This is a genomic window from Marinomonas sp. 15G6-16, assembly GCF_055809555.1.
On sequence record NZ_CM147916.1, the window covers coordinates 2,464,565 to 2,484,802 of the forward strand.

Genomic DNA, 20,238 nt, shown 5'->3' on the forward strand with positions numbered 1-20,238 from the left:
CGTTCTGGAATTAAAGGCCTAGGTGTGATTTAACTGCGCTTAAGCCGTTTCCACCAGATTGAGTTGTTACGCCACTTAGCCATGCGTCGAGTACTTCCGGATTGGCTTTTAACCAATCTTTTGCGGCAAGATCTGGATTTTTACCGTCATCAAGGATTGCACCCATGATTTCATTTTCCATTGGAAGGGAGAATGTTAGGTTTGTTAGTAGTTTGCCTACGTTAGGGCATTCTTGAACGTAACCTTTACGGATGTTGGTATGTACATTTGCACCACCAAAATCAGGGCCGAAGTAGTCATCGCCGCCAGCTAAATATTCCATTTCAAAGTTTGCGTTCATAGGGTGTGGTGCCCAACCAAGGAAAACAATCCAATTATCACGGCGAGTGTTACGGCTTACTTGAGAAAGCATACCTGCTTCGCTTGATTCAACAATTCGGAATGAACTTAAGCCAAAAGCATCTGAGTCAATCATGTCTTGGATAATACGATTGCCGTCATTGCCTGGCTCGATACCGTAGATGCGTCCGGAAAATTCTTTGCGGTGTTTGGCGATATCAGAAAAATCTGTCACGCCTGCGTCATAGGCGTTTTTGCTTACTGCTAGGGTGTATTTCGCCCCGACTAAATTTGGCCCTAGATCTTCTACTGTGCCAGCGGCAAGGTAAGGTTCGATATCTGCTTGCATGGTTGGCATCCAGTTACCTAGGAAAACATCAATATCTCCATTGGCAAGAGATGTGTAGGTAACAGGTACGGATAATAATTGTGTTTTTGTTTCGTAGCCTAAGCCTTCTATAACTGCACTTGTGACAGCGGTTGTTGCTGTGATGTCAGTCCAGCCGACATCTGAAAATCTAACCGTTGAGCAGTTTGCTGCAGCTAAGCCAGAAGCTGCTGCGATGCTGATGGTTAGTGCTGTTTTTTTCGTCTTATTGAACATATCTTATCCTCTTTTTTGATAAAACCAGGTTTATAAGTAAATACAGCGCCAATACCAGACACCGCAATTCGTGAAATTACGAAATTTGAACGAATTTGCTGCTTTAATTAATCGGATCTATTTAGCTCTGAAATGCCAGATCCAGATAATTTTCAATGAGCTGGGCAGATACTTCTTTGTTTATGCCGCCCGCTAAAGATCCTCGAAGCCACATACCATCGATCAATGCCGCTATCATTAAGGCGATTTCTCGTGCTTGTTTCACTTCAAACTCTTCTTTTAATACACACACTAATGCGGTTTTTAAGCGCTTAGAGTAAACGTTCTGTAATCGGTACAAAGACGGTGTGTGCATTGCCGAAGCCCAAAATCCCATCCAAGTTTTCACCACTTGGGGCTGAGTTTGAGATTGGCTAAAGCTGGCTCTGACTATTGCCATTACTTTTGCTTTCACCGATTTGTTTTTCGTTTTTGCAATTTCTTCAGACAAAATCTGGAAGAATTCGCGAATTAAACTTTTCATTGTTTCTTCGTAAAGGCCGTCTTTGCCACCGAAGTAGTGGTTGATAATGGCTGGCGACACACCTGCTTTTTTCCCTATTAAGCTGACGGTTGCGCCAGAAAAACCATATTTATCTATGGCTTTAATTGCTGCCTCGATGAGTTGAGGTTTACGTATTTCAGGCATTCCAACTTTAGGCATTTCTTATCCTTTTTTATTAAACGGCCGTTTAATTAAAACTATACTAGGCTGAATGTGTAAATCAGGTCAACCCTTGATAATTCTAAATATTAGCGCTCTAATTAATTTAACTTAATGATTTATAAAGATATTTATTTAATTTAAAGATTTTTTTGTCTTTTTCTTAAGCTATTATGTCGGTTTGAGATAAATAAATGAGATTTTTTATGTATAAATCGCCTCCAATATTTTGTGTGGTGGTCAGGATCGTGTTACTTATCTAGTTAAATAAACAATCGGAGCTTTGGTGAATGAGTACTTCTGTGTTTGATGCATTAATAGATCGTTCTAAGATGTGTAGTGATAAATGGTCTAAATACCCAGAGAATGTCATCCCAATGTGGGTGGCGGATATGGATTTTGACTCTCCAAATTGTATTAAAAAAGCATTGAATCAGCGAGTTGAAGAAGGTGTTTATGGTTATACACATACACCTAAGGCGTTAGTTGAAGCCATCCAGTCACACCTTGTTAAGCGCTATGGTTGGAACGTATCTGGAGCGCATTTAGTGCACTTGCCAGGTCTTGTTTGTGCACTGCATTTAAGCGTTCGAGTATTTTCTAAAGAAGGTGACGGCATTGTTGTACCAGGACCTGTTTATTACCACTTAACAAAAGCGCCTTTGTTGGCCGATCGAGAGTTAACCAGTGTCGGTATGCTTGTTGAGAAGGGTCGTTGGGTTCCCAATATGGCTGAGCTCGAAACGGCCTGTGCGAAATCAAACAGCAAGATGCTTTTACTGTGTAACCCTCACAATCCAGGCGGCACGGTTTATACAAAAGCAGAGTTGTTGGCGATTCATAAGTTGGCAGAAAAATACGACTTAATTGTTGTGAGTGATGAAATTCACTGCGACTTAATTTTAGACGATTTACAGCATATTCCCTTTGCAAGTTTGAACGATGACGCTGCCAACCGAACCATTACTCTAATGGCGCCGAGCAAGACTTTTAACATTGCGGGTCTTGGTTATGCCTTTGCTGTGATCGAAAATAGCCAGCTGCGCCAAGCCTTCAATAAAGAAAGAGCAGGATTGATTGCTTCTCCAAATATGTTGGGCTTAACGGCTGCTCTAGCGGCTTACGAAGAAGGGCAGGAATGGCATCAAGCGTTATTGCAGTATTTGGCAGAGAATCGAGATCTGTTGGCTGAGAGGCTATCTGCTACACCGATAAAAATGCTGCATTTAGAAGCAACGTATCTTGCGTGGTTGGATGTATCTGCTTTAGGTTTGGACAACCCTTATCAATTCTTTGTTGATGCGGGTGTTGGCATGTCCGATGGTAAAGATTTTGGCGATGCTAACTTTCTTCGCTTGAATTTTGGCTGTCCTAAGTCAGTACTTGAAGAGGCGATACAGCGCATAGAAAGTGCGTTGAAAACACATCAAGCAAACTGATGTAGCAAGTTTCAGCAACACTCTAGGGTGGAACTTGTCGGGAAAATAGGAGTCCATTGCTGTCGTCATTAACAGCAAGTGGGCTTACACCCGTTTAGGCAGAGCGCAATATGATTGATTTTAACTTACGTATAAGTGTGTTTCTTTTGGTGTTTGGTGCATTGCTGATTTGGCAGTGGCAGCGTCCAAGAAGCGCTCTTTTACAATGGCGTCAGCGTTGGCAACATAATATTGTGCTGTTTATGTTTGGTGCTCTGTGTGTTCGTATTGCGCAACCTTTGCTTTTATCTTTGGTGGCAGTGTTTGGTCAGAATTTCGGCCTATTTAATACGTTTGACTTGCCTTTTTGGGGTGTAGTTTTACTCAGTGTCTTAGCGCTGGATTGCCTTATCTATTGGCAGCATAGGCTGTTTCATGAGATTCCCTTATTATGGCGGCTCCATCGAGTTCATCACTCTGACCCTGAGTTAGATGTCAGCTCGGCAATACGTTTCCATCCAATCGAAATCCTTTTGTCTCTCGTGATCAAAGCCTCGGCGGTTCTTGTATTAGGCATTCCGGTTGAGGCGGTATTGATTTTTGATATGTTGTTAAACGCATCCGCTATGTTTAACCATACAAACGCTAGGCTTCCTAAATGGCTTGAGTCATTGGTTCAACTTGTCATCATTACGCCAGATTTGCATCGTATCCATCACTCTAGAGTGTCTGAAGAAACCAACAGCAATTACGGCTTTTTTCTGAGTATTTGGGATGCGGCGTTTCGCAGCAAAAGAAAGCTGGCGCTTAACGGCGATGAAAATTTGAACATAGGTTTTCCAGGAACAAAAACCTACCAGCCGGACTCTTTGAAGGCGTTATTAGTTATGCCTTTTAAAACTTTTCAAAAAAGTGACTTCAAGAAGCGCTTACATTAAATTCTCTATCTTGTAATCTCCAAAAGCTAGCTGGCATAGATCAATTTTCTTTTCAGTAAGAAAGATAAAAAAATGCCAGTGGACTATCATTCTAATTGACGTCAAACTGTGGGCGTTTTTAGGCACTGAACCTTTTTGCTAGTGTCTGTCTGTTGATTATGTCTGTGGGGAAAATCCTATGAAGAAGATACGCTGGGGTATTATTGGTACCGGTCAGGTGGCCCATTCATTCGCAAGTGACTTTCGTTACGTGAAGTCGGGCGAACTCCGTGCAGTTGCTTCTCGTGATAAGGCGTCTGCGGATAAATTTTCAACGGAGTTTGATATTGAATTAGCTTTTGTGGATTATTTTTCGCTGATTAACAGTCATGAAGTGGATGTTATCTACATCGCTGTTCCTCATATTTATCATTATGATTTGACCAAAGCCTGTATTTTAGCGGGCAAAGCGGTGCTTTGTGAGAAGCCATTTACGCTTAATGAAAGTCAATCCAAAGAACTTTACGACCTCGCTTTGGCAAACAATGTCTTTGTCATGGAAGCGATGTGGACACGCTTTAATCCTGTTATTGAACAAGTTCTTGAATGGGTTGAAGAAGGGGATATTGGCACTTTGAGTAGTATTCAAGCCAACTTTAACTTCCTTGCTCCGACCGATCCTGAGCATCGCTTGATGAAGCTTGAAATGGGCGGCGGTGCTTTATTAGATATTGGGATTTACCCTGTCTTCTTAGCGCAACTTTTCTTCGGTAAACCGGATTTTATACAAAACCAAGCGGTGATCGGAGACACAGAAGTGGATGTCTTTGAGCAGATTCTATTAGGTTGGGAAAGCGGTCAGCTGGCTTCATTGGAGGCGTCTTTGATCTCTTATAATCCTAATCGTGCTGTGTTGTCTGGCTCGAAGGGCTATATTGAAATCGCTTCAGAATGGTTTAAAGCTAAGTCATGCCGCATTGTGATAGGGGAAGATCAAGAGCGCGCTGTGGAATTTGATTTCCCAGGTAATGGCTATCAATTCGAAGTTGATGAAGTAAACAGATGCCTTGAGGAGGGCTTACTTCAAAGTCCTAATCACAGTTGGCAAGACAGCCTAGAGCTTATGGCGACACTAGATGAAATTCGTCAGGATATTGGTTTATTTTACCCAGGTGAAGAGGTGAGCGATTCCCACGATGTGCATGAGCATCATCACGAGCACCATCATCATAAACACTGATGTTAATGAATTTTTAGCAGAGTAAAGCTTATTGCAGGCAATAAAAAAGGGCCTCTTTCGTAACAGGAAAGAGGCCCTTTTTATATGTTTTGGATATTACGCGCTAAGGTGTTTATTTAGCGTAGGCAATAATGCTTTAAATAGGCGCGGCGCTGCACATAGTACATTGCCTTTTTCTAAGCTTGGCGAACCATCAAAGCCTGCGAACAGACAGCCAGACTCTTTTGCGATAAACAAAGGTGCTTGCATTTCCCATTCGCGAAGATTAATACCCCAAGCGCCATCAAGACGACCTGCTGCAGCATTCGCCAACATTAAAGCTGGAGCATCTTGCATTACAACGCGTGCGCCTTTTTCGGCAACTTCAGTAAGCACAGCAAATTGACCAGATAAATAAGTTGATGTGCGATCTGTCGCAGGGAATTGAGCTGCCAATGTCGCATTATTCAATTCACGAGCTGTACTGCTGCGAATACGAGAGTTGTTTAGGTAAGCACCACGGCCTTTACTTGCGTAAAATTCGTCTTTTGTATGTGGGTTTAGTACAAGAGCGTGCTCCACTTTACCGGCAACTAAATAGCTCATAGTAATGACGTGACCAGTTAGGCCTCGTGAAAACAAATGTTGACCTTGAATCGCATCAATAACCCATTCGCCTTCTTCACCTTTTTGTACTGTACCTTGAAGGCGAGTAGTAATTGTGTCTTCTGGGTAGGCTTTTTCTAGGTGGTAAACAATGCTGCGTTCAGCACCAGAGCAAACAGTTTCATAAACGTGTTCAGCAGATTGACCTTGTTCTTTATCAAAAAGCAATTTCTCTTGAGAGTGAACTATATATTCTGCAGCAGAGCGAGCTGCCTTAAGTGCGACATTGATTCTAGGTTGCATAATTTACCGTCGATTATTCCGTCATTAAAAGCACATACCGTCAGTAGGACGATAAGTTGCCGAATTAAAGTGTTAAAGAGCGGGCGACCAGCTGATTTTTATTCTATTGGATAAAAAATGAGCGGATAGCCTAAATAAGAGCGCGAATTCTAGCTTAATACAGCTGCTTTTACTAGTTAAGTTTTGATGAAAAACTGATCAGTTTAAGGCTTTGCAATAAATATCTGATAAGATACGCGAATTTATTAAATCGCTATTATTGGTACTCATAGAATGCAAAATAAAGTCAGAATTGTCCTTGTTAATACTTCTCATCCCGGCAATATTGGGGCGGCTGCCCGAGCTATGAAAAACATGGGGTTAGCAGATCTTTATCTTGTTGCGCCTAAGCAGTACCCAAGCGATGAAGCGGTGAGCCGAGCTTCTGGTGCAACGGACATATTGGAAAATGCCGTAGTCGTGGAAACATTGGAAGAAGCTTTAGCGGATTGCCAGTTAGTCATCGGAACCAGTGCTCGTGAGCGTAATATTCCTTGGCCTTTAGTTGATCCAAGACAAGCGGCTGATTTGGTGTTTAATGAAGCTTTAGAAACAGCATTTGTTTTTGGTCGAGAAGATCGAGGCTTAACAAATGAAGAGTTACAGCGTTGTCATTATCATGTTCATATTCCGTCTGTTGAAACGTTCAGTTCACTGAATTTAGGGGCTGCGGTGCAAGTCATTGCTTATGAACTGCGTATGAAATCATTGTTAATGAAAGACACTCCAGCGGTGGAAAGCAAATGGGATGTGCCAGCTGCGACTGTGGAACAAACAGATTATCTACTTGAGCACCTTGAAAAAGTATTGATTCAAACAGAATTCTTAGATCCTAAAATGCCAATGCAGGTGATGACGCGCTTTCGCCGACTATTTCAGCGTTCTCGATTAGATCAGCAAGAGCTTGGTATGTTAAGAGGCATGCTAACCTCAATGGAAAAACAGATGAAGAAGTAATCGCCTAAATTTTAAGAGTGAAAGGCAAGATTGGAAGGCGAGGGCGACAGTTTAAGTCGAAAGATTAGAAAATTGAGTGCATAAAAAACCGCAAACGGATTTATTCAGTTTGCGGTTTTTTTTATAGCTATTTGGGACTTTTACAGATTACGCTTTGCGTTCTGGTCGGCCTTCTTCTTGCCAATAAGTATGGAACTTCTGGCCTGGCTCAGTATCGACTCGCTCGTACGTGTGAGCACCGAAGTAGTCGCGTTGTGCTTGCAATAGATTGGCTGGTAATACCTCAGAGCGGTAGCCATCAAAGTAGGCAAGAGCAGAGAAGATCGACGGAGCAGGAATGCCTGATTGAGCAGCTAGAACAACTGTTTTACGAAGACCTGCTTGTTTACTTGCCATAGCATCTGCGAAGTAATCGCTCAGAAGTAGGTTTTCAAGTTCTGGATTATCAATAAAGGCATCAGCGATCTTCTGTAAGAAAGAAGCTCGAATGATACAACCACCACGCCAGATTTTAGCAATGTCGGTAAAGTTCAGTTTCCAGTTGTATTCTTTCTGAGCGGCACGCATGAGTTGGAAGCCTTGTGCGTAAGCACAAATTTTCGCGCAGTAGAGCGCTTGTTCAATTGCATTCTCAACGTCTTTTGCTTCAATCTCACCGCTTTCTACATCAGCAACTAACTTTCCAGCTGCGTGTTCACGTTCTGCGGTTAATGTGCTGAGTGCGCGAGCGTAAACAGATTCGCTGATGATACCTGCTGGAACGCCCATTTGAGTTGCGCTGATAGAGGTCCAGCGACCTGTGCCTTTTTGGCCTGCGCTATCGAGAATCATATCGACTAATGGTGCGCCAGTTGCTTCATCATATTGCTGAAGAATATCTGCTGTGATTTCGACAAGGTAGCTGTTTAAAACGCCTTGGTTCCATTTTTCAAACAGTTTGCCAATCTCTTCCGGCTCATAGCCTAATAAGGAGCGAAGTAGGTGATAGGCTTCACAGATAAGTTGCATGTCAGCATATTCGATGCCGTTGTGAACCATTTTTACATAGTGACCTGCGCCATTTGGCCCCAAGTATGCTGTACATGGTTCGCCTTCTGTAACAGGTTTTCCAGGTGTGTTGCTAACAATAGGTTTGCCATCTTTATCTACTTTAGCTGCAACGGCTTCCCACATTGGTTGTAGGTATTTCCACGAATCTGCATCGCCACCAGGCATTAATGATGGGCCAAAGCGAGCGCCCACTTCGCCACCAGATACTGCGGTGCCAAAGAATTTGAATTTTTCTTTGTATTCAGATTCACGACGAATCGTGTCTGTCCATTGGCTGTTGCCGCAATCTACAACAATATCGTCGGCTTCTAGGCCAGCTTTAATAAGGTTGTTACATACGGCATCAACAGGGCTTCCTGCAGGAACCAGAACCACGATAACGCGAGGCTTAACTAGGTTCGAAAGCATTTCTTCCATGCTGGAACAACCGATGATTCTAGCGTCTGTTACTGTGTCAGGGCGTTCTTTTGCCTCGGTATCAAGGACGTCTTTTACTTTATGTGTATCAAGATCAAAACCAGCAACTCGGTAACCATGATCGGCTAAGTTTAAGGCTAAGTTTTTACCCATGACACCCAGGCCGACAAATCCAATATTGCAGTTCTGATTCGTTTTTAACATAAATATCGATCAACCTTTTGAACAATTGGGAGGGAATTTAAGAACTAATCTTATCACGAAGCGAGACAGTTCAGGACATATTGAATGCATGAAAAGTTTAAAAAATTATGTTTTTTTGATGTCATTTAATAGAAATCCCACACAATTAGTGTCTGTTTATTGAGCTAAGACAATAAATTTACTTTTTATTTCTATTAAATTGTTGGTTAAAAAGGCGCTTTTTGATTAGGTAGAAAGAGAAAAAGAAAGAAAATTACAAGATCATTAAGCGCGAAAATACTAAAAAGTATTGGTCTTCCTCAAATATAGCTAAAAAGCCCATTTTTTCTTATTTTGTCATACAAATCAAAAGCTTATATTTTTAGTTATTCTTTCAGAATGGTAATAAAATAACATAATGTTATAAGGATATGCTTTCTTAGAATGCTTTGTTAGTATCTGGCGGTGTCTAAAAAAGCACCGATAATAATTCAAATAATCAGATTAACTTTTATTGCTCAGAGGATTTAGCAAAATGAATGCCCCAACAAGTGTGACTCGAACACATAGAAACTTAACGACACCTCAGCTGGTTGAAAAAGCGCTGCTGAATAATGAAGGTGTTCTTGCGGATAATGGAGCACTTGTCGTTGAGACTGGCGCTCGTACAGGGCGTTCTCCGATGGATCGTTATATTGTAGAGGAAGCATCTAGTAAAAATAATATCCAATGGGGAGGGGTTAACCGACCTTTTCCAGAAGCAAAATTTGCTCCGTTATGGGATCGAGTGGCAAGTTATTTGGATGGACGTGAATCTTTTGAGTCGAGCCTTCATGTCGGCTCGGGTGACCAATATTATTTGCCAGTTCTCATGCGTACTGAAACGGCGTGGCATCACCTTTTTGGACGTAATTTGTTTATACGTCCAGACATTTATAATCCTTCATCAAAAAGTGAGTGGCAGATTTTAAATGCTCCAAACTTTGTCTGTGAGCCGGAAAGAGATGGTACAAATTCAGATGGCTGTGTCATCTTAAACTTTGCTGAGCGTAAAGTGTTAATTGCTGGTATGCGTTATGCCGGTGAAATGAAGAAAGCGATGTTTTCTGTGCAAAACTACTTATTGCCAGAGCACGATGTTTTGCCTATGCATTGTGCAGCTAACGTAGGGTCTGATGACGATGTTACTTTGTTTTTTGGTCTGTCTGGTACAGGAAAAACGACCTTGTCTGCTGACCCAGAGCGTTTTTTAATCGGTGATGATGAGCATGGTTGGGGAAAAGGAACAGTCTTTAATATTGAAGGCGGTTGCTACGCAAAAACAATCGATTTATCGCAGAAGAATGAACCTATTATTTGGGATGCGATTAAATTTGGCACTATTGTTGAGAACGTTGTGTTAGATGCGAAGACGCGAGTGGCGGATTATGCTGATACATCTTTAAGCCAAAATGGTCGTGCTGGTTACCCTCGTGAGCATATTGAGAAACGAGCATTGGATAACCATGCGGGCGAGCCTAATGCGATTATCTTTTTAACGTGTGACTTAACGGGTGTTTTGCCTCCTGTCTCAGTTCTTTCTAAGGAAGCGGCGGCATATCATTTTTTGAGTGGCTATACTGCCTTGGTTGGTTCTACGGAAGTTGGAGCAGGAACGGGGATAAAGTCTACTTTTTCTACTTGCTTTGGTGCGCCTTTCTTTCCTCGTGCAGCGGATGTTTATGCCGATCTGCTGATCAAACGTATCGAAGAGTTTGGTAGTCAGGTGTATTTAGTCAATACAGGTTGGACTGGCGGTGCTCATGGCAAAGGTGGTAAGCGTTTTAGTATCCCAACGACTCGTGCTGTTATTGCGGCTATTCAATCAGGTGCACTGATTGGCGCGACGACGGAGCATTTAGAGGATGTAAATTTAGATGTGCCATTACAGGTTCCAGGTGTGGATAGTCTATTACTTAATCCTCGAAAAACTTGGTCTGATCAAGCTGCATATGAAGAACAGGCTCAAAACTTGATTGCTCAATTTGTAGAGAACTTCAAGAAGTTTGATACTGTCTCTGAGTCGATTAAAAAAGCAGGGCCATCGCTTTAAAGTATTTTTGTGTCCTTCTTTTGCAAAGCCGTACTTTTATAGTGCGGCTTTTTTATTTTTGTCTACGTCATAGCTAGTGCTTTATATAGTAAATCATGTAATCTTTTAAGCATGATAATTGATAGTCACTGCCATTTAGATTTCAGTGTATTTGATGATCAGCGTGATCAATTGATGATAGATTGCTGTAATAGTGGTGTGTCAGGTTTTCTTGTGCCTGCAACTCAATATTCAAGCTGGTCAAACCTTGAATCTCTAGTAAAGCGTTACCCTCAATGGCGTGCCGCTTATGGTTTGCATCCTTATTTTTTAAAAGACGCATCGCTTGAGCAAATAGAGCGACTCGCTGATCAATGTGAGACTGAGCGAGTGGTGGCGGTTGGCGAAATTGGTTTGGATTTGTGGCCGGGGTCAGTTGATATGGCGATTCAAATGGCTTTCTTTTCTCGGCAGCTGTCAGTGGCTAAAGCACTTGATTTACCCGTAATTCTGCACGCTCGAAAAAGCTACGATCTTATCTTTAAATGTTTACGTGAAGCTGGATTTAAGCGTGGCGGCATTGTGCATGCTTTTAATGGTAGCTTTGAGCAAGCAAAGCGGTTTTTAGATATGGGGTTTGTGCTTGGGATTGGCGGTACCATTACTTATCCTAGAGCCAAAAAAGCGCACAGAGTATTAAACGCCTTAGAAAACAGTGCATTTGTGCTTGAAACGGATTCGCCAGATATGCCTTTACATGGTTCTCAAGGGCAAGTGAATACACCGCTTTCTGTTCTCGATGTGGCACAACATGCAGCGATGATACGAGATGAAAGTGTAGAGCAGATAACCGCACAGACCTGTGCTAATCTACTGAGAATTTTCCCTATGTGGTATGAGGATTTACATTGAATACAGTACAAAATATTAACGCGCCAATCCGCATCCTTCTTTTAGGGAGCAATACCGAAGTAGGCTCTTCTTTACTGCAATTATCGAAAGAAAAAAGCGAGTTTGAATGGTTGTGTCCTGAAGAGACTATCTTGTTGGGAGAAAATGCAGAGTCAGAGCTGGCTGCAATGCAATTTGATGTGGTCATTGACGCTCTAAGTTTGCGTTATGCCTTGCAAGATGATCACTCTGCTTTTCAATCAGTTTTGAATTATTTGAGTGATAAAGTCGAAGCGCCGCTGCTTATGATCAGTAGCTCAAGAGTATTTTCTGGCCACAAAGATGCTCCGTATGCAGAAACCGATGAGCCAGATAGTACAGAGCCTTATGCTCAAGCGTTAGTAAAAGCAGAATCGATTGTATTGAGCAACCCTAAAAATATTGTGCTCAGAACAGGGTGGTTATTCAGTGGGCAAGGGGATGATTTTGTTTGCAGAACGCTTGGTTTAATACAAGATGGTGTGAACCTTGCTTATAAAGATGATCTGATTGGTAGTCCAACACCTATTTCGGATTTGGCTCGAGTTATTTTTTCTATGGTGAATCAAGGGCATTACGGTTCGATGAATACGGGTATTTATCATTATTGTTGTGCAGAAGAGATAAGTTGGATTGGTCTGGTTGAAGCCATTGTGGCGACGTCAGGTCAGTTTGATCCTAAAGCCCAAGTAGAGGTTGAGGCCATTGGCGATGCGTTTCCTGATGTGCAAGATCATGTAATGCGTAGGCAGTCGTTATCTTGTCGAAGAGTGTTTAATCACTTTGGTATTAAACAAAGACCATGGCGCTCAAAACTACGAAATTTGGTTAAAGAATTATATCAAGCGCAGTAATCGGTGGGCTTGAGGTGCTCATAAATCGAAAAGGTGGATGATGTGTATAGAATGAATTTTAAAGCAATAATCTTGGTATTTGTTTTTCAGATCATTGCTGGCGTGCTTTGGTATGCATCAACCCCTTCATTATTTTTAGGGCGATCATTGCTGGAGGATGTTAGCCAGCAACAGCCGGAAGCTAAAGTTGTCTTGATGTTCGCTTTTTCTGCTTTTATGTATTTGTTGTTCATTGCTTGGTTGTTAGGAAAAGTTCAGATTCCATCTATCTTTGGGCGATTCTGTTTGGTGGTGGGGATATGGATTTTTATTGTACTTCCAAACTTGTTCTTCGTGAGTTTGCACTTAGAACTTGGCCCATCTGAAGAAATGTATCTTTTATCTTATGGTTTGGTGAACACTCTGTTGGCCGCTTTAATACTACCTTTGTCCCGAACTTCCAGATCGATATTTAAAGATTAGAAATTCGTTGTAGAAGAAGAGTTGCCGTAGAAAGGTATTTATTCAAAGAAGAGATCAGCCAACACCTTATTTTAGATGTTGGCTGATAAATGAACGCTTATTTCAAATCGCTAAATTCATTTTCGATATCGCTTAGATTTACTGCAACATCGTATCCAGGTAGCTGGATTTCATTGCTAGAAATGTCTAGATCTTCACCACCAAGTACATTGAAGCCGAATTTATAAATAGGCAAAGCTTCACCTTTAATCGCTGCTTGATTGTATTGCTCTGCTGCGTCAAGTACCTTGGCATTCTTTGCTTTGTACTCGTCTATCTGCCCAGCGTTATAGCGTTTCTCTAGCATTTTCATCGTCTGATTTGGTGACAGCAAAACCGCTGTTGCATTATTTCCGCCGAAACCTTTTGAGTTAAGAAGAGCAGCGTCAAAGTAATCTTTGCCGTACGCTTCATGCTTCAGTTGAAATTTCAAACCGTCTTGATAAACGTCATCTGCTATTGCATGAGATGTTGTGATTCCAGGTAAAATACCGTCTTTCCAAACACCGAGAGATAAATGAAGTTGATCTCCGCCAGCGGTTCCTTGGGAATGTCCTAAGAAAGCTTTCATGGCAACAACGGGAATATCGGTCGCTCCAAAGCTGGTGGCTGCTTTGCTCAGTACGTGAGATTCCGTCACTCTGTTTTGCGGTGTGCTAGTACCATGAGCTTGAATGAAAGTACGCTGAGTTAAGCCATCATTACCAATGATGTTTTGCAAATACGCCATGGCTTTGCTCATGGTTAGGTAGTTGCCAATGCCAGGTGCAGAGATGGATTTTTTGTGCCCATCAGCATAAGAGAATACAGCAGGAATCGCGCCGTAAATTTCCGCTCCAAGCTCGATGGCAAGTTCATCATCCATAAGCAATGTCCACTGGCTTGACTCGCCAATAGTAAAGCCGCAGTTTTGTGCAAAAGGACGACAGCTGCGAGTATGGTCTGGCTCTGCTTGATTACTGATTTGGTCTAAGGCAAGAAGAGCTGTGTCTTCTGCCAAAGCTCCCATAGTTCTAAAGCCTTCAATGATTTCAGCTGTAATTGGAGCATCACTGCCACCAACCATAGCAACACGGAATTTTCCTGATTTGATGCCATCGATGGCTTTTTCTAAGTTGAAAAAGTAGGTTGCACATGCACCGATAGAAGTACCAACACTTCCGACGCTGCCTAGTATGTAGGCATTAACGAAGTCAGCAGGCATTTGAGCATAGCCTAAAGGAAGGTGTTTTGATGTCGTGCGCTTACCCATTAGGGCAGACTTAAGCATACCACCAAAGCCAAGGTCGTCCATTTGGCCAATGGAGTTTGCAGCATAAACAGCCATTTGATCAGGAGCCACTTTGCTACGAATAACTTCCCAGTCGATTCCGCTGCTTTTTATTGCATCAGATGCGCCATATACCGTCATTTGTAAGCCGCGAGGATGGTTGCGGCTCTGGTAAAGCTTGGAAGGGTCAAACCCTGTTGGCAATTGTCCAGCAGCTTTAACAGATAAAGGTCTTGTGTCTTTTATAAAGGTTTCTAAGCTTCCATCGACAACAACTTCGCTCAGTGTGTCTGAGATTTCAGTGACTTGCCAATTTGTTGGGCGCTCTTTTGGTAGTGAGCGAGTTTTTGTTGTAAAGCTTAATTTTTTATCAGGAGTACTGGCGTTCAACGTCGTCGATTTATGTAGCACAACATTATCTACATCGAAAAGGTCAGGGTGAATACGACGAATTAATGTGCGAGCGAGTAAAGAGTCACCAATGCTGTCGATAAGGGATGCAGAATCTAATGATTCTCCGCTCTCTGTGTGCCACATGCCATTTTTGTATTCTGCCATATTGGTCAGAGTGGCAAGATCTAGTAAAACGTCCTGCTGGATAGAGCTTGGTAAAAGGTCAAAAACAATTCGGCGATATGCTTGATGTGAAGAAGTACGACCAGCCGAATTTATTCCGCCAAAGCCAACAATAACAGGTAAACGGGCCAATTGAATTTCCTCGTTTGGTGAGTGGGTAAAATATTACGGTATTGTAATGAAGGGGGGCACTCTTAGCCACCCCATAGAAGAGATTTCCTAATACTTATATGGATTTATTGCGCTTTTGGATTGGGTTGTGATTTGTTAAAGCGCCACAGTTTGTTGTAACTGATAAGTCCTTCAATTTCTTCAACATAAGCGTGGCCTCTCTCAGAATAGTGCTCTAGGCCATGAACCAGAATTAAGCCTGTTATGGCTTTACCTTTTTGGCGTAACGTTGCACGAGCGGCTCTGAGCTCTTTGTAAGCTGCGTTACTGTTTAGGTTATCTATGTAGGCAAAAACAGACTCTCTTGCATCGTGGAATTTACGAACTTCATGATCTGCACCATCATTTCTGGAGGCTGGAACTAACCCACAGCCTTTTCGGAAACACCATTGGCCAAAAAAGTTATTGCCTTCAGTGGCAAAGCGAGATGTGCCCCAAGCAGACTCATTAGCTGCCTGTGCTAATACAAGTGACACTGGAATAATGTCTACACGATGTAACAAGTCTTTCAAATCCGTTTTTGAGTACTCTTCACGCTGCTTTAGTTTGTGGAACTTGCGCAATGCGCTAATCCATTCTTTATCTTCAGTGGACATTTTCTTACTAGTGTTTATTAAAGCTGTAATACGCTTTCGGTCAGCTAGGTTGAGGCGGTTTTTTTCGTGTGCAAACGGAGCAAGGTAATTAAAAAAGGCTTCTTTTCGAGCCTTAATGTTTGCAATGCTCAAAAAGTCGGGAGCTTGTGTCTGAACAGGATGAGACTTAAAGTAGATTTTTTCATACGGGCTTGCATCGCCATCATCTTCTTCTTGAGATTCATCTACATCGTCTTGTACTAGGCTTAAGTTGTCTTGGCTAGTGTAATTAACGGCAATGCCAAGAATCACTAACATAAGAATGATGATAGAAAACGATGTGTCTAAGCGTTTGTTTTTCATAAAAAACCACAAGTCTCAAGTCAATTCTAAATATAGACGCTTCAAGCATAAAGTCTTAAAGAATCAGTAAGGAAAATGTAAAAAAAGTATTACCATTATCCTTAAAACAAACAGGTTTTAATAGACTTATTCTACGGCTTTTATTTTCTTTAAATGTGTTTCCTTAATTGCCCTTCGACAAAGTTTCTTTTGTACCTTTAATGAAGTATTTCGATCTTATTGTTTTCATTGAAGAATTCACTTTTAGGGTAGCGGCCTAATCTTGTCGTATTTCTTTCTGTAAGCCTGATATAGAATAGTTAAAATGAAGTAATGCAAATAAATTGTAATCAAGGCACTATATTTGTCATTGTGAGTTAAAGGGTCGATAGGTCTAAAGTTTTATGTCTGAGCGTTTGAAGTCACTGTTGGCACCGTTTTTAATCCTCATTGTTAGTGTGTATGCTAGTTTATATGTAAACCACTTGTCATCTTTATGGCTTGGTTTGTTGCCTTTGTTACCTGTGATTTTAGCCGGTGTGGGGATTCTACTCTCGTGGCATTTCAACAAAGGTCGTGTCCTCCTCTTGGTTCTTTTGCTCTTGATTCCGAAGTTATATGGCGACTTTGACCAAGACGCGTCTCTAACGGCTTATTTAGTGGTTTCATGTTTTTGTATTGCTTTGCTTGGATTTGTTCAAGAACGAGGCTTTTTTAATCGATTTGCCATCAATCGCGGCTTATTCATTTTGATGTTGGTGAGCTGGTGTTATGCCATTGAACGTAATTGGGTATCGTTTGCTTTCCTAGATAAAGCTTTCTTTCAGACGGCAACCACTTGGTCCGTTGTTCTACTTTGGTGTGTGTTGGCGGTGAGCCTATCTGCGATCAGTGTTGCTTGGTGGTTAAGCGGTGATGCTTTTAGGGCCTGCGGTTTGATGAGTATTGTAAGTCTGCTGATCATCAGTCATTTCGCGATATCAGATATTCAATTTGATGCACTCCTTTCTGCTCAGTTTTTACTGTGGATTTGGTTTTTGCTGATGGAAAGTCACCGTATGGCTTACCTTGATGATATGACCAAATTGCCAGGCAGGCGTGCGTTAAATGAAAAGTTGGTTGGTCTGCCAAAGCAATATGCATTAGCTATGGTGGATGTTGATCACTTCAAGAAGTTTAACGACACTTATGGTCATGATATGGGAGATAAAGTGTTAAAGAGTGTTGCGACTCAATTGAAGCGTTTTTCTAGCCCAGGACGAGCTTTTCGTTATGGTGGGGAGGAATTTACCGTAGTTTTTCGTCATGATCGAATTGATGAAATCGTAGAAGTTTTAGAATTGGTTCGTGAAAACATACAAGAAACGTTAGTCCAAGTACTGGAGCCAAAAAAGAAGCGAGAGATAGATGTTAACGTTACGGTAAGTATTGGCGTTGCTTTTGCTGATCTAGGAGAGCTTCCAGATTCTGTACTAAAAAGGGCAGATGAGGCCTTGTATCGTTCTAAAAAGAAAGGTCGAAACCTTGTTTCTAAGTCTTTACCTCCTAAAAAAGCACAATAAACTAAAAAAAATTGATCGATCGGTCAATTTTTTATCTTCTACCTATTGCACTGTGAAATCAGCTGCATATAATCAATGTATGACTTACATAAGCCATTGTGTTTTTCTCTGAAAATGAAGGATCAAAGCACAGTGTGTTTTCGGTAGATTTTTCTTTCTACTGACGATGGTTTTTCCATCGATTCAAAACATTGATTCTGCAATGCTTTCATTGCGATCAATCACAGCGCCAACGTGGTGTAGCAGTTAGCCTAGTGACGAATGCCTATAGTCACGCAGGTCTCTGCTACGAGGGGAAATGGGGGGCTTCGGCTCCCTTTTTTTATGCTGCTAATTTCTTCGTGCTTATTCTAAAAAATGTTATCCTACTTGCTTATGATTTATATCGAATGACTTCAGTATGAAGGCTTTTTTAGTGTATCTGTGAGCAGTGAGGCATATCCTTGACTAAAACAACAAGAGCAAAAGATCAGCTAAAATCCCATATTAGAGAGCAGAACCAAGCGCTTATTTTAGAAACATCAGAGCGTGTTTTTGCGCGCCAAGGTTTAGCGAAAACGACAACACAAATGATTGCGAATGAAGCTGGGCTGCCAAAGGCGAATATTCATTATTATTACCGCTCTAAGAAAGACTTATTAGAAGCAGTCCTTGAGCGTATTTTGCGACTTTGGCTGGATTCGGTAAGCGAATTTAATGTTGAAGATGGGCCTAGAATTAATCTTACTCGTTATATTAGTGAGAAAGTTGATCAATCTCGAATGAACAAAAATGCTTCTAAAGTGTTTGCGATGGCGTTGATTGGAGAAGAGCCGTTTGTGCTCGATTATTTAAAACGTTTGTTTGTCACTGAATTGGCTCGTGAAAAAGCGACGCTACAAACTTGGATTGATCAAGGTCTGATGAAACCTGTCTCTACTGAGCACCTTTTTATCAGTATTTGGGCGATGACTCAGACGTATGCTGATTTTGACGCGCAGGTGAAAATTGTTTTGCAAAAAGACACTCTAGAAGATTCCGACTATGAAGAAGCAAAACAGTTTATTACTCGTATGGTATTAGCCAGTTGTGGCGTGGAGTTAGAGGAATGACACTAGAAAGCGGTATTACTTTTTTCTTTGCAATTTTGATTTTTGCGGTGACGCCAGGTCCAGGTGTGTTTGCTGTGATCGCTAAAAGCATGACAAAAGGTGCGCGCGCCAGTGTTTCTCTTTGCCTTGGCATGGTGATGAGTGACATTGTTTATTTGGTGATGGCTTGTTTTGGTCTGGCTGCGATTGCGTCTACTTGGGAAGGTGTTTTCTTGGCGATTCGCTATATTGGTGCTGCGTATCTTATTTATCTCGGTTGGAAAATGTGGGTGGCGCCAGTAGTCACGTCTTCTGAAGATTTTACTCAGCTTGAATCAAAAAGCGAAGTAGCCAGCTTTATACAAGGCTTTATGATTTCTGCATCGAACCCTAAAGTGATTCTATTTTATATCGCCTTTTTACCGACTTTTATGGATTTAACGGTATTAAGTGGTTTTGACATTGTGATTGCGGCGGTACTGGCTTTCACCGCTCTGATGCTGGGAATCAGTTCAATTTCTGTCGGGGCTTCACAAGCCAGACGTTTAATGAAATCTGAGCGTTCAATGAAGAGACTGAATCGTACGTCAGGTGGAATCATGGGAAGTGCTGGTGCTTTTCTAGCCCTGAAAAGCTGATTGTTTGATCTTGTTTGTATATTGCAGAAGAGCCTCTTTTCTTAACCCGAAAAGAGGCTCTTTTTTAGTACTTTAGTGGTTTGGTGATTATCGAGTTCCGTAGATGCGATCGCCAGCATCGCCAACACCTGGGCGAATGTAGGCATGATCATCCAATCCACGGTCGATTGCACCTATGTACATTGCAACATCTGGATGAGCTTTTTTGAATGCTTCTATGCCTTCTGGAGCCGCAAAAAGGCAGATGAAGCGTATGTCTGTTGCCCCCATTTCTTTCATTTTATCGATGGCCATAATTGCTGAATTACCTGTTGCAAGCATAGGGTCGACCACAATGATGGTGCGCTCATTCACGGAATGCGGCATTTTCAAATAATATTCTACCGGTTGCTTGGTGTCTGGGTCTCGATACAAGCCAACATGGCCAACGCGCGCAGAAGGAGACAGTTTAAGAACGCCTTCTGCTAAGCCGTTGCCAGCTCGCATAATGGTCACGATACAAAGTTTCTTTCCTTTTAGCGCAGGGCACATTGCTTTTTCGAGAGGGGTTTCGATTTCAATATCCTGAGTTTCTAAGTCGCGCGTTGCTTCGTAGCCAATTAGAGTCCCAAGTTCTTCCACTAACATACGGAATTCTCTCGTGCTGGTATTTTTGTCGCGTAGGCTGGTGAGTTTGTGTTTTACAAAAGGGTGCTCGATTACAAAAATATCATTGTAGGTACTAAGTAGTTCATCGCGGGTCATCGGCCTGTCCTTTATTTTGAACTGTGGAGGTAAGGTGGGTTTGTGCTGTGCTTATACTTTTTATAATAGCATTAAGTGAATAGAGGCCAAATAACTAATCTTGTCCTCTTGGTTGATTTTTATAAGTGAGGAAGGATGTTGAAAGGTTAGATTAAGTGTTGTTTTTAGTCAGATCGTCA

Annotated in this window: 18 protein-coding genes; 11 read left to right on the plus strand and 7 right to left on the minus strand. The window is 41.8% G+C overall.

Annotated elements, in window-relative coordinates; genetic code table 11:
• Positions 1–10 precede the first annotated feature (10 nt).
• Both AC0L46_RS11800 and betI read right to left on the minus strand, forming a co-directional pair.
• Positions 11–943, minus strand: coding sequence for a choline ABC transporter substrate-binding protein (locus AC0L46_RS11800; protein WP_414680536.1), 933 nt, complete (start codon positions 941–943; stop codon positions 11–13).
• A 121-nt stretch (positions 944–1,064) separates the two neighbouring features.
• The gene (betI, locus tag AC0L46_RS11805; RefSeq protein ID WP_473503806.1) at positions 1,065–1,646 is read right to left on the minus strand and encodes a transcriptional regulator BetI; all 582 of its coding nucleotides are present in this window, start codon (positions 1,644–1,646) and stop codon (positions 1,065–1,067) included.
• A 290-nt stretch (positions 1,647–1,936) separates the two neighbouring features.
• Here betI and AC0L46_RS11810 point away from each other — a divergent pair, with 290 nt between their 5' ends.
• From AC0L46_RS11810 to AC0L46_RS11820, 3 genes are all read left to right on the plus strand, one after another.
• On the plus strand, positions 1,937–3,085 hold the full coding sequence (locus AC0L46_RS11810; RefSeq protein ID WP_473503808.1) for a MalY/PatB family protein: 1,149 nt from the start codon (positions 1,937–1,939) through the stop codon (positions 3,083–3,085).
• 110 nt (positions 3,086–3,195) lie between these two features.
• On the plus strand, positions 3,196–4,002 hold the full coding sequence (locus tag AC0L46_RS11815; protein ID WP_473503810.1) for a sterol desaturase family protein: 807 nt from the start codon (positions 3,196–3,198) through the stop codon (positions 4,000–4,002).
• A gap of 178 nt (positions 4,003–4,180) precedes the next feature.
• A complete protein-coding gene (locus AC0L46_RS11820; RefSeq protein WP_473503812.1) occupies positions 4,181–5,221 on the plus strand; it encodes a Gfo/Idh/MocA family protein in 1,041 nt (346 codons plus the stop codon).
• A 96-nt stretch (positions 5,222–5,317) separates the two neighbouring features.
• Here the strand turns inward: AC0L46_RS11820 and AC0L46_RS11825 are convergent, their stop codons facing one another.
• The gene (locus AC0L46_RS11825) at positions 5,318–6,109 is read right to left on the minus strand and encodes an inositol monophosphatase family protein (RefSeq protein WP_473503814.1); all 792 of its coding nucleotides are present in this window, start codon (positions 6,107–6,109) and stop codon (positions 5,318–5,320) included.
• A gap of 273 nt (positions 6,110–6,382) precedes the next feature.
• Here AC0L46_RS11825 and trmJ point away from each other — a divergent pair, with 273 nt between their 5' ends.
• A complete protein-coding gene (trmJ, locus tag AC0L46_RS11830) occupies positions 6,383–7,105 on the plus strand; it encodes a tRNA (cytosine(32)/uridine(32)-2'-O)-methyltransferase TrmJ (protein WP_473503816.1) in 723 nt (240 codons plus the stop codon).
• A gap of 147 nt (positions 7,106–7,252) precedes the next feature.
• Here trmJ and gndA read toward each other — a convergent pair whose 3' ends face one another.
• The gene (gene gndA / locus AC0L46_RS11835) at positions 7,253–8,776 is read right to left on the minus strand and encodes an NADP-dependent phosphogluconate dehydrogenase (protein ID WP_473503818.1); all 1,524 of its coding nucleotides are present in this window, start codon (positions 8,774–8,776) and stop codon (positions 7,253–7,255) included.
• A 514-nt stretch (positions 8,777–9,290) separates the two neighbouring features.
• Between gndA and AC0L46_RS11840 the strand changes: the two genes are divergently transcribed.
• The 4 genes from AC0L46_RS11840 to AC0L46_RS11855 all read left to right on the plus strand — a co-directional run bounded on the left by AC0L46_RS11840 (position 9,291) and on the right by AC0L46_RS11855 (position 13,072).
• On the plus strand, positions 9,291–10,847 hold the full coding sequence (locus AC0L46_RS11840) for a phosphoenolpyruvate carboxykinase (protein WP_473503820.1): 1,557 nt from the start codon (positions 9,291–9,293) through the stop codon (positions 10,845–10,847).
• A gap of 111 nt (positions 10,848–10,958) precedes the next feature.
• Positions 10,959–11,738, plus strand: coding sequence for a TatD family hydrolase (locus AC0L46_RS11845; RefSeq protein ID WP_473503822.1), 780 nt, complete (start codon positions 10,959–10,961; stop codon positions 11,736–11,738).
• Positions 11,735–12,610, plus strand: coding sequence for an SDR family oxidoreductase (locus AC0L46_RS11850; protein WP_473503824.1), 876 nt, complete (start codon positions 11,735–11,737; stop codon positions 12,608–12,610). The genes AC0L46_RS11845 and AC0L46_RS11850 overlap by 4 nt, the downstream gene beginning before the upstream one ends.
• 51 nt (positions 12,611–12,661) lie before the next feature.
• A complete protein-coding gene (locus tag AC0L46_RS11855; protein WP_473503826.1) occupies positions 12,662–13,072 on the plus strand; it encodes a hypothetical protein in 411 nt (136 codons plus the stop codon).
• Between the two features lie 97 nt (positions 13,073–13,169).
• Here the strand turns inward: AC0L46_RS11855 and AC0L46_RS11860 are convergent, their stop codons facing one another.
• Positions 13,170–15,089: a beta-ketoacyl synthase gene (locus AC0L46_RS11860; RefSeq protein WP_473503828.1), complete on the minus strand. Its 1,920-nt coding sequence runs from the start codon at positions 15,087–15,089 to the stop codon at positions 13,170–13,172.
• A 104-nt stretch (positions 15,090–15,193) separates the two neighbouring features.
• Positions 15,194–16,066, minus strand: coding sequence for a glucosaminidase domain-containing protein (locus AC0L46_RS11865; RefSeq protein WP_473503830.1), 873 nt, complete (start codon positions 16,064–16,066; stop codon positions 15,194–15,196).
• 383 nt (positions 16,067–16,449) lie between these two features.
• Here AC0L46_RS11865 and AC0L46_RS11870 point away from each other — a divergent pair, with 383 nt between their 5' ends.
• From AC0L46_RS11870 to AC0L46_RS11880, 3 genes are all read left to right on the plus strand, one after another.
• A complete protein-coding gene (locus AC0L46_RS11870; RefSeq protein ID WP_473503832.1) occupies positions 16,450–17,607 on the plus strand; it encodes a GGDEF domain-containing protein in 1,158 nt (385 codons plus the stop codon).
• 443 nt (positions 17,608–18,050) lie between these two features.
• Positions 18,051–18,698, plus strand: a complete 648-nt coding sequence (locus AC0L46_RS11875) for a TetR family transcriptional regulator C-terminal domain-containing protein (RefSeq protein ID WP_473503834.1) — start codon at positions 18,051–18,053, stop codon at positions 18,696–18,698.
• Complete coding sequence (locus AC0L46_RS11880) at positions 18,695–19,315, plus strand: LysE family translocator (protein ID WP_473503836.1); 621 nt, start codon at positions 18,695–18,697, stop codon at positions 19,313–19,315. Before AC0L46_RS11875 ends, AC0L46_RS11880 begins: the two co-directional genes overlap by 4 nt.
• Positions 19,316–19,402: 87 nt before the next feature.
• On the opposite strand, the gene upp is transcribed toward AC0L46_RS11880, so the two are convergent.
• On the minus strand, positions 19,403–20,059 hold the full coding sequence (upp, locus tag AC0L46_RS11885) for a uracil phosphoribosyltransferase (protein ID WP_317002987.1): 657 nt from the start codon (positions 20,057–20,059) through the stop codon (positions 19,403–19,405).
• Positions 20,060–20,238: the final 179 nt, after the last annotated feature.

Excerpts from the sequence above, each read along its gene's own strand:
- AC0L46_RS11800 (WP_414680536.1), bottom strand. The coding sequence starts at position 943 with ATGTTCAATAAGACGAAAAAAACAGCACTAACCATCAGCATCGCAGCA.
- betI (WP_473503806.1), bottom strand. The coding sequence starts at position 1,646 with ATGCCTAAAGTTGGAATGCCTGAAATACGTAAACCTCAACTCATCGAG.
- AC0L46_RS11810 (WP_473503808.1), top strand. The coding sequence starts at position 1,937 with ATGAGTACTTCTGTGTTTGATGCATTAATAGATCGTTCTAAGATGTGT.
- AC0L46_RS11815 (WP_473503810.1), top strand. The coding sequence starts at position 3,196 with ATGATTGATTTTAACTTACGTATAAGTGTGTTTCTTTTGGTGTTTGGT.
- AC0L46_RS11820 (WP_473503812.1), top strand. The coding sequence starts at position 4,181 with ATGAAGAAGATACGCTGGGGTATTATTGGTACCGGTCAGGTGGCCCAT.
- AC0L46_RS11825 (WP_473503814.1), bottom strand. The coding sequence starts at position 6,109 with ATGCAACCTAGAATCAATGTCGCACTTAAGGCAGCTCGCTCTGCTGCA.
- trmJ (WP_473503816.1), top strand. The coding sequence starts at position 6,383 with ATGCAAAATAAAGTCAGAATTGTCCTTGTTAATACTTCTCATCCCGGC.
- gndA (WP_473503818.1), bottom strand. The coding sequence starts at position 8,776 with ATGTTAAAAACGAATCAGAACTGCAATATTGGATTTGTCGGCCTGGGT.
- AC0L46_RS11840 (WP_473503820.1), top strand. The coding sequence starts at position 9,291 with ATGAATGCCCCAACAAGTGTGACTCGAACACATAGAAACTTAACGACA.
- AC0L46_RS11845 (WP_473503822.1), top strand. The coding sequence starts at position 10,959 with ATGATAATTGATAGTCACTGCCATTTAGATTTCAGTGTATTTGATGAT.
- AC0L46_RS11855 (WP_473503826.1), top strand. The coding sequence starts at position 12,662 with ATGAATTTTAAAGCAATAATCTTGGTATTTGTTTTTCAGATCATTGCT.
- AC0L46_RS11865 (WP_473503830.1), bottom strand. The coding sequence starts at position 16,066 with ATGAAAAACAAACGCTTAGACACATCGTTTTCTATCATCATTCTTATG.
- AC0L46_RS11870 (WP_473503832.1), top strand. The coding sequence starts at position 16,450 with ATGTCTGAGCGTTTGAAGTCACTGTTGGCACCGTTTTTAATCCTCATT.
- AC0L46_RS11880 (WP_473503836.1), top strand. The coding sequence starts at position 18,695 with ATGACACTAGAAAGCGGTATTACTTTTTTCTTTGCAATTTTGATTTTT.
- upp (WP_317002987.1), bottom strand. The coding sequence starts at position 20,059 with ATGACCCGCGATGAACTACTTAGTACCTACAATGATATTTTTGTAATC.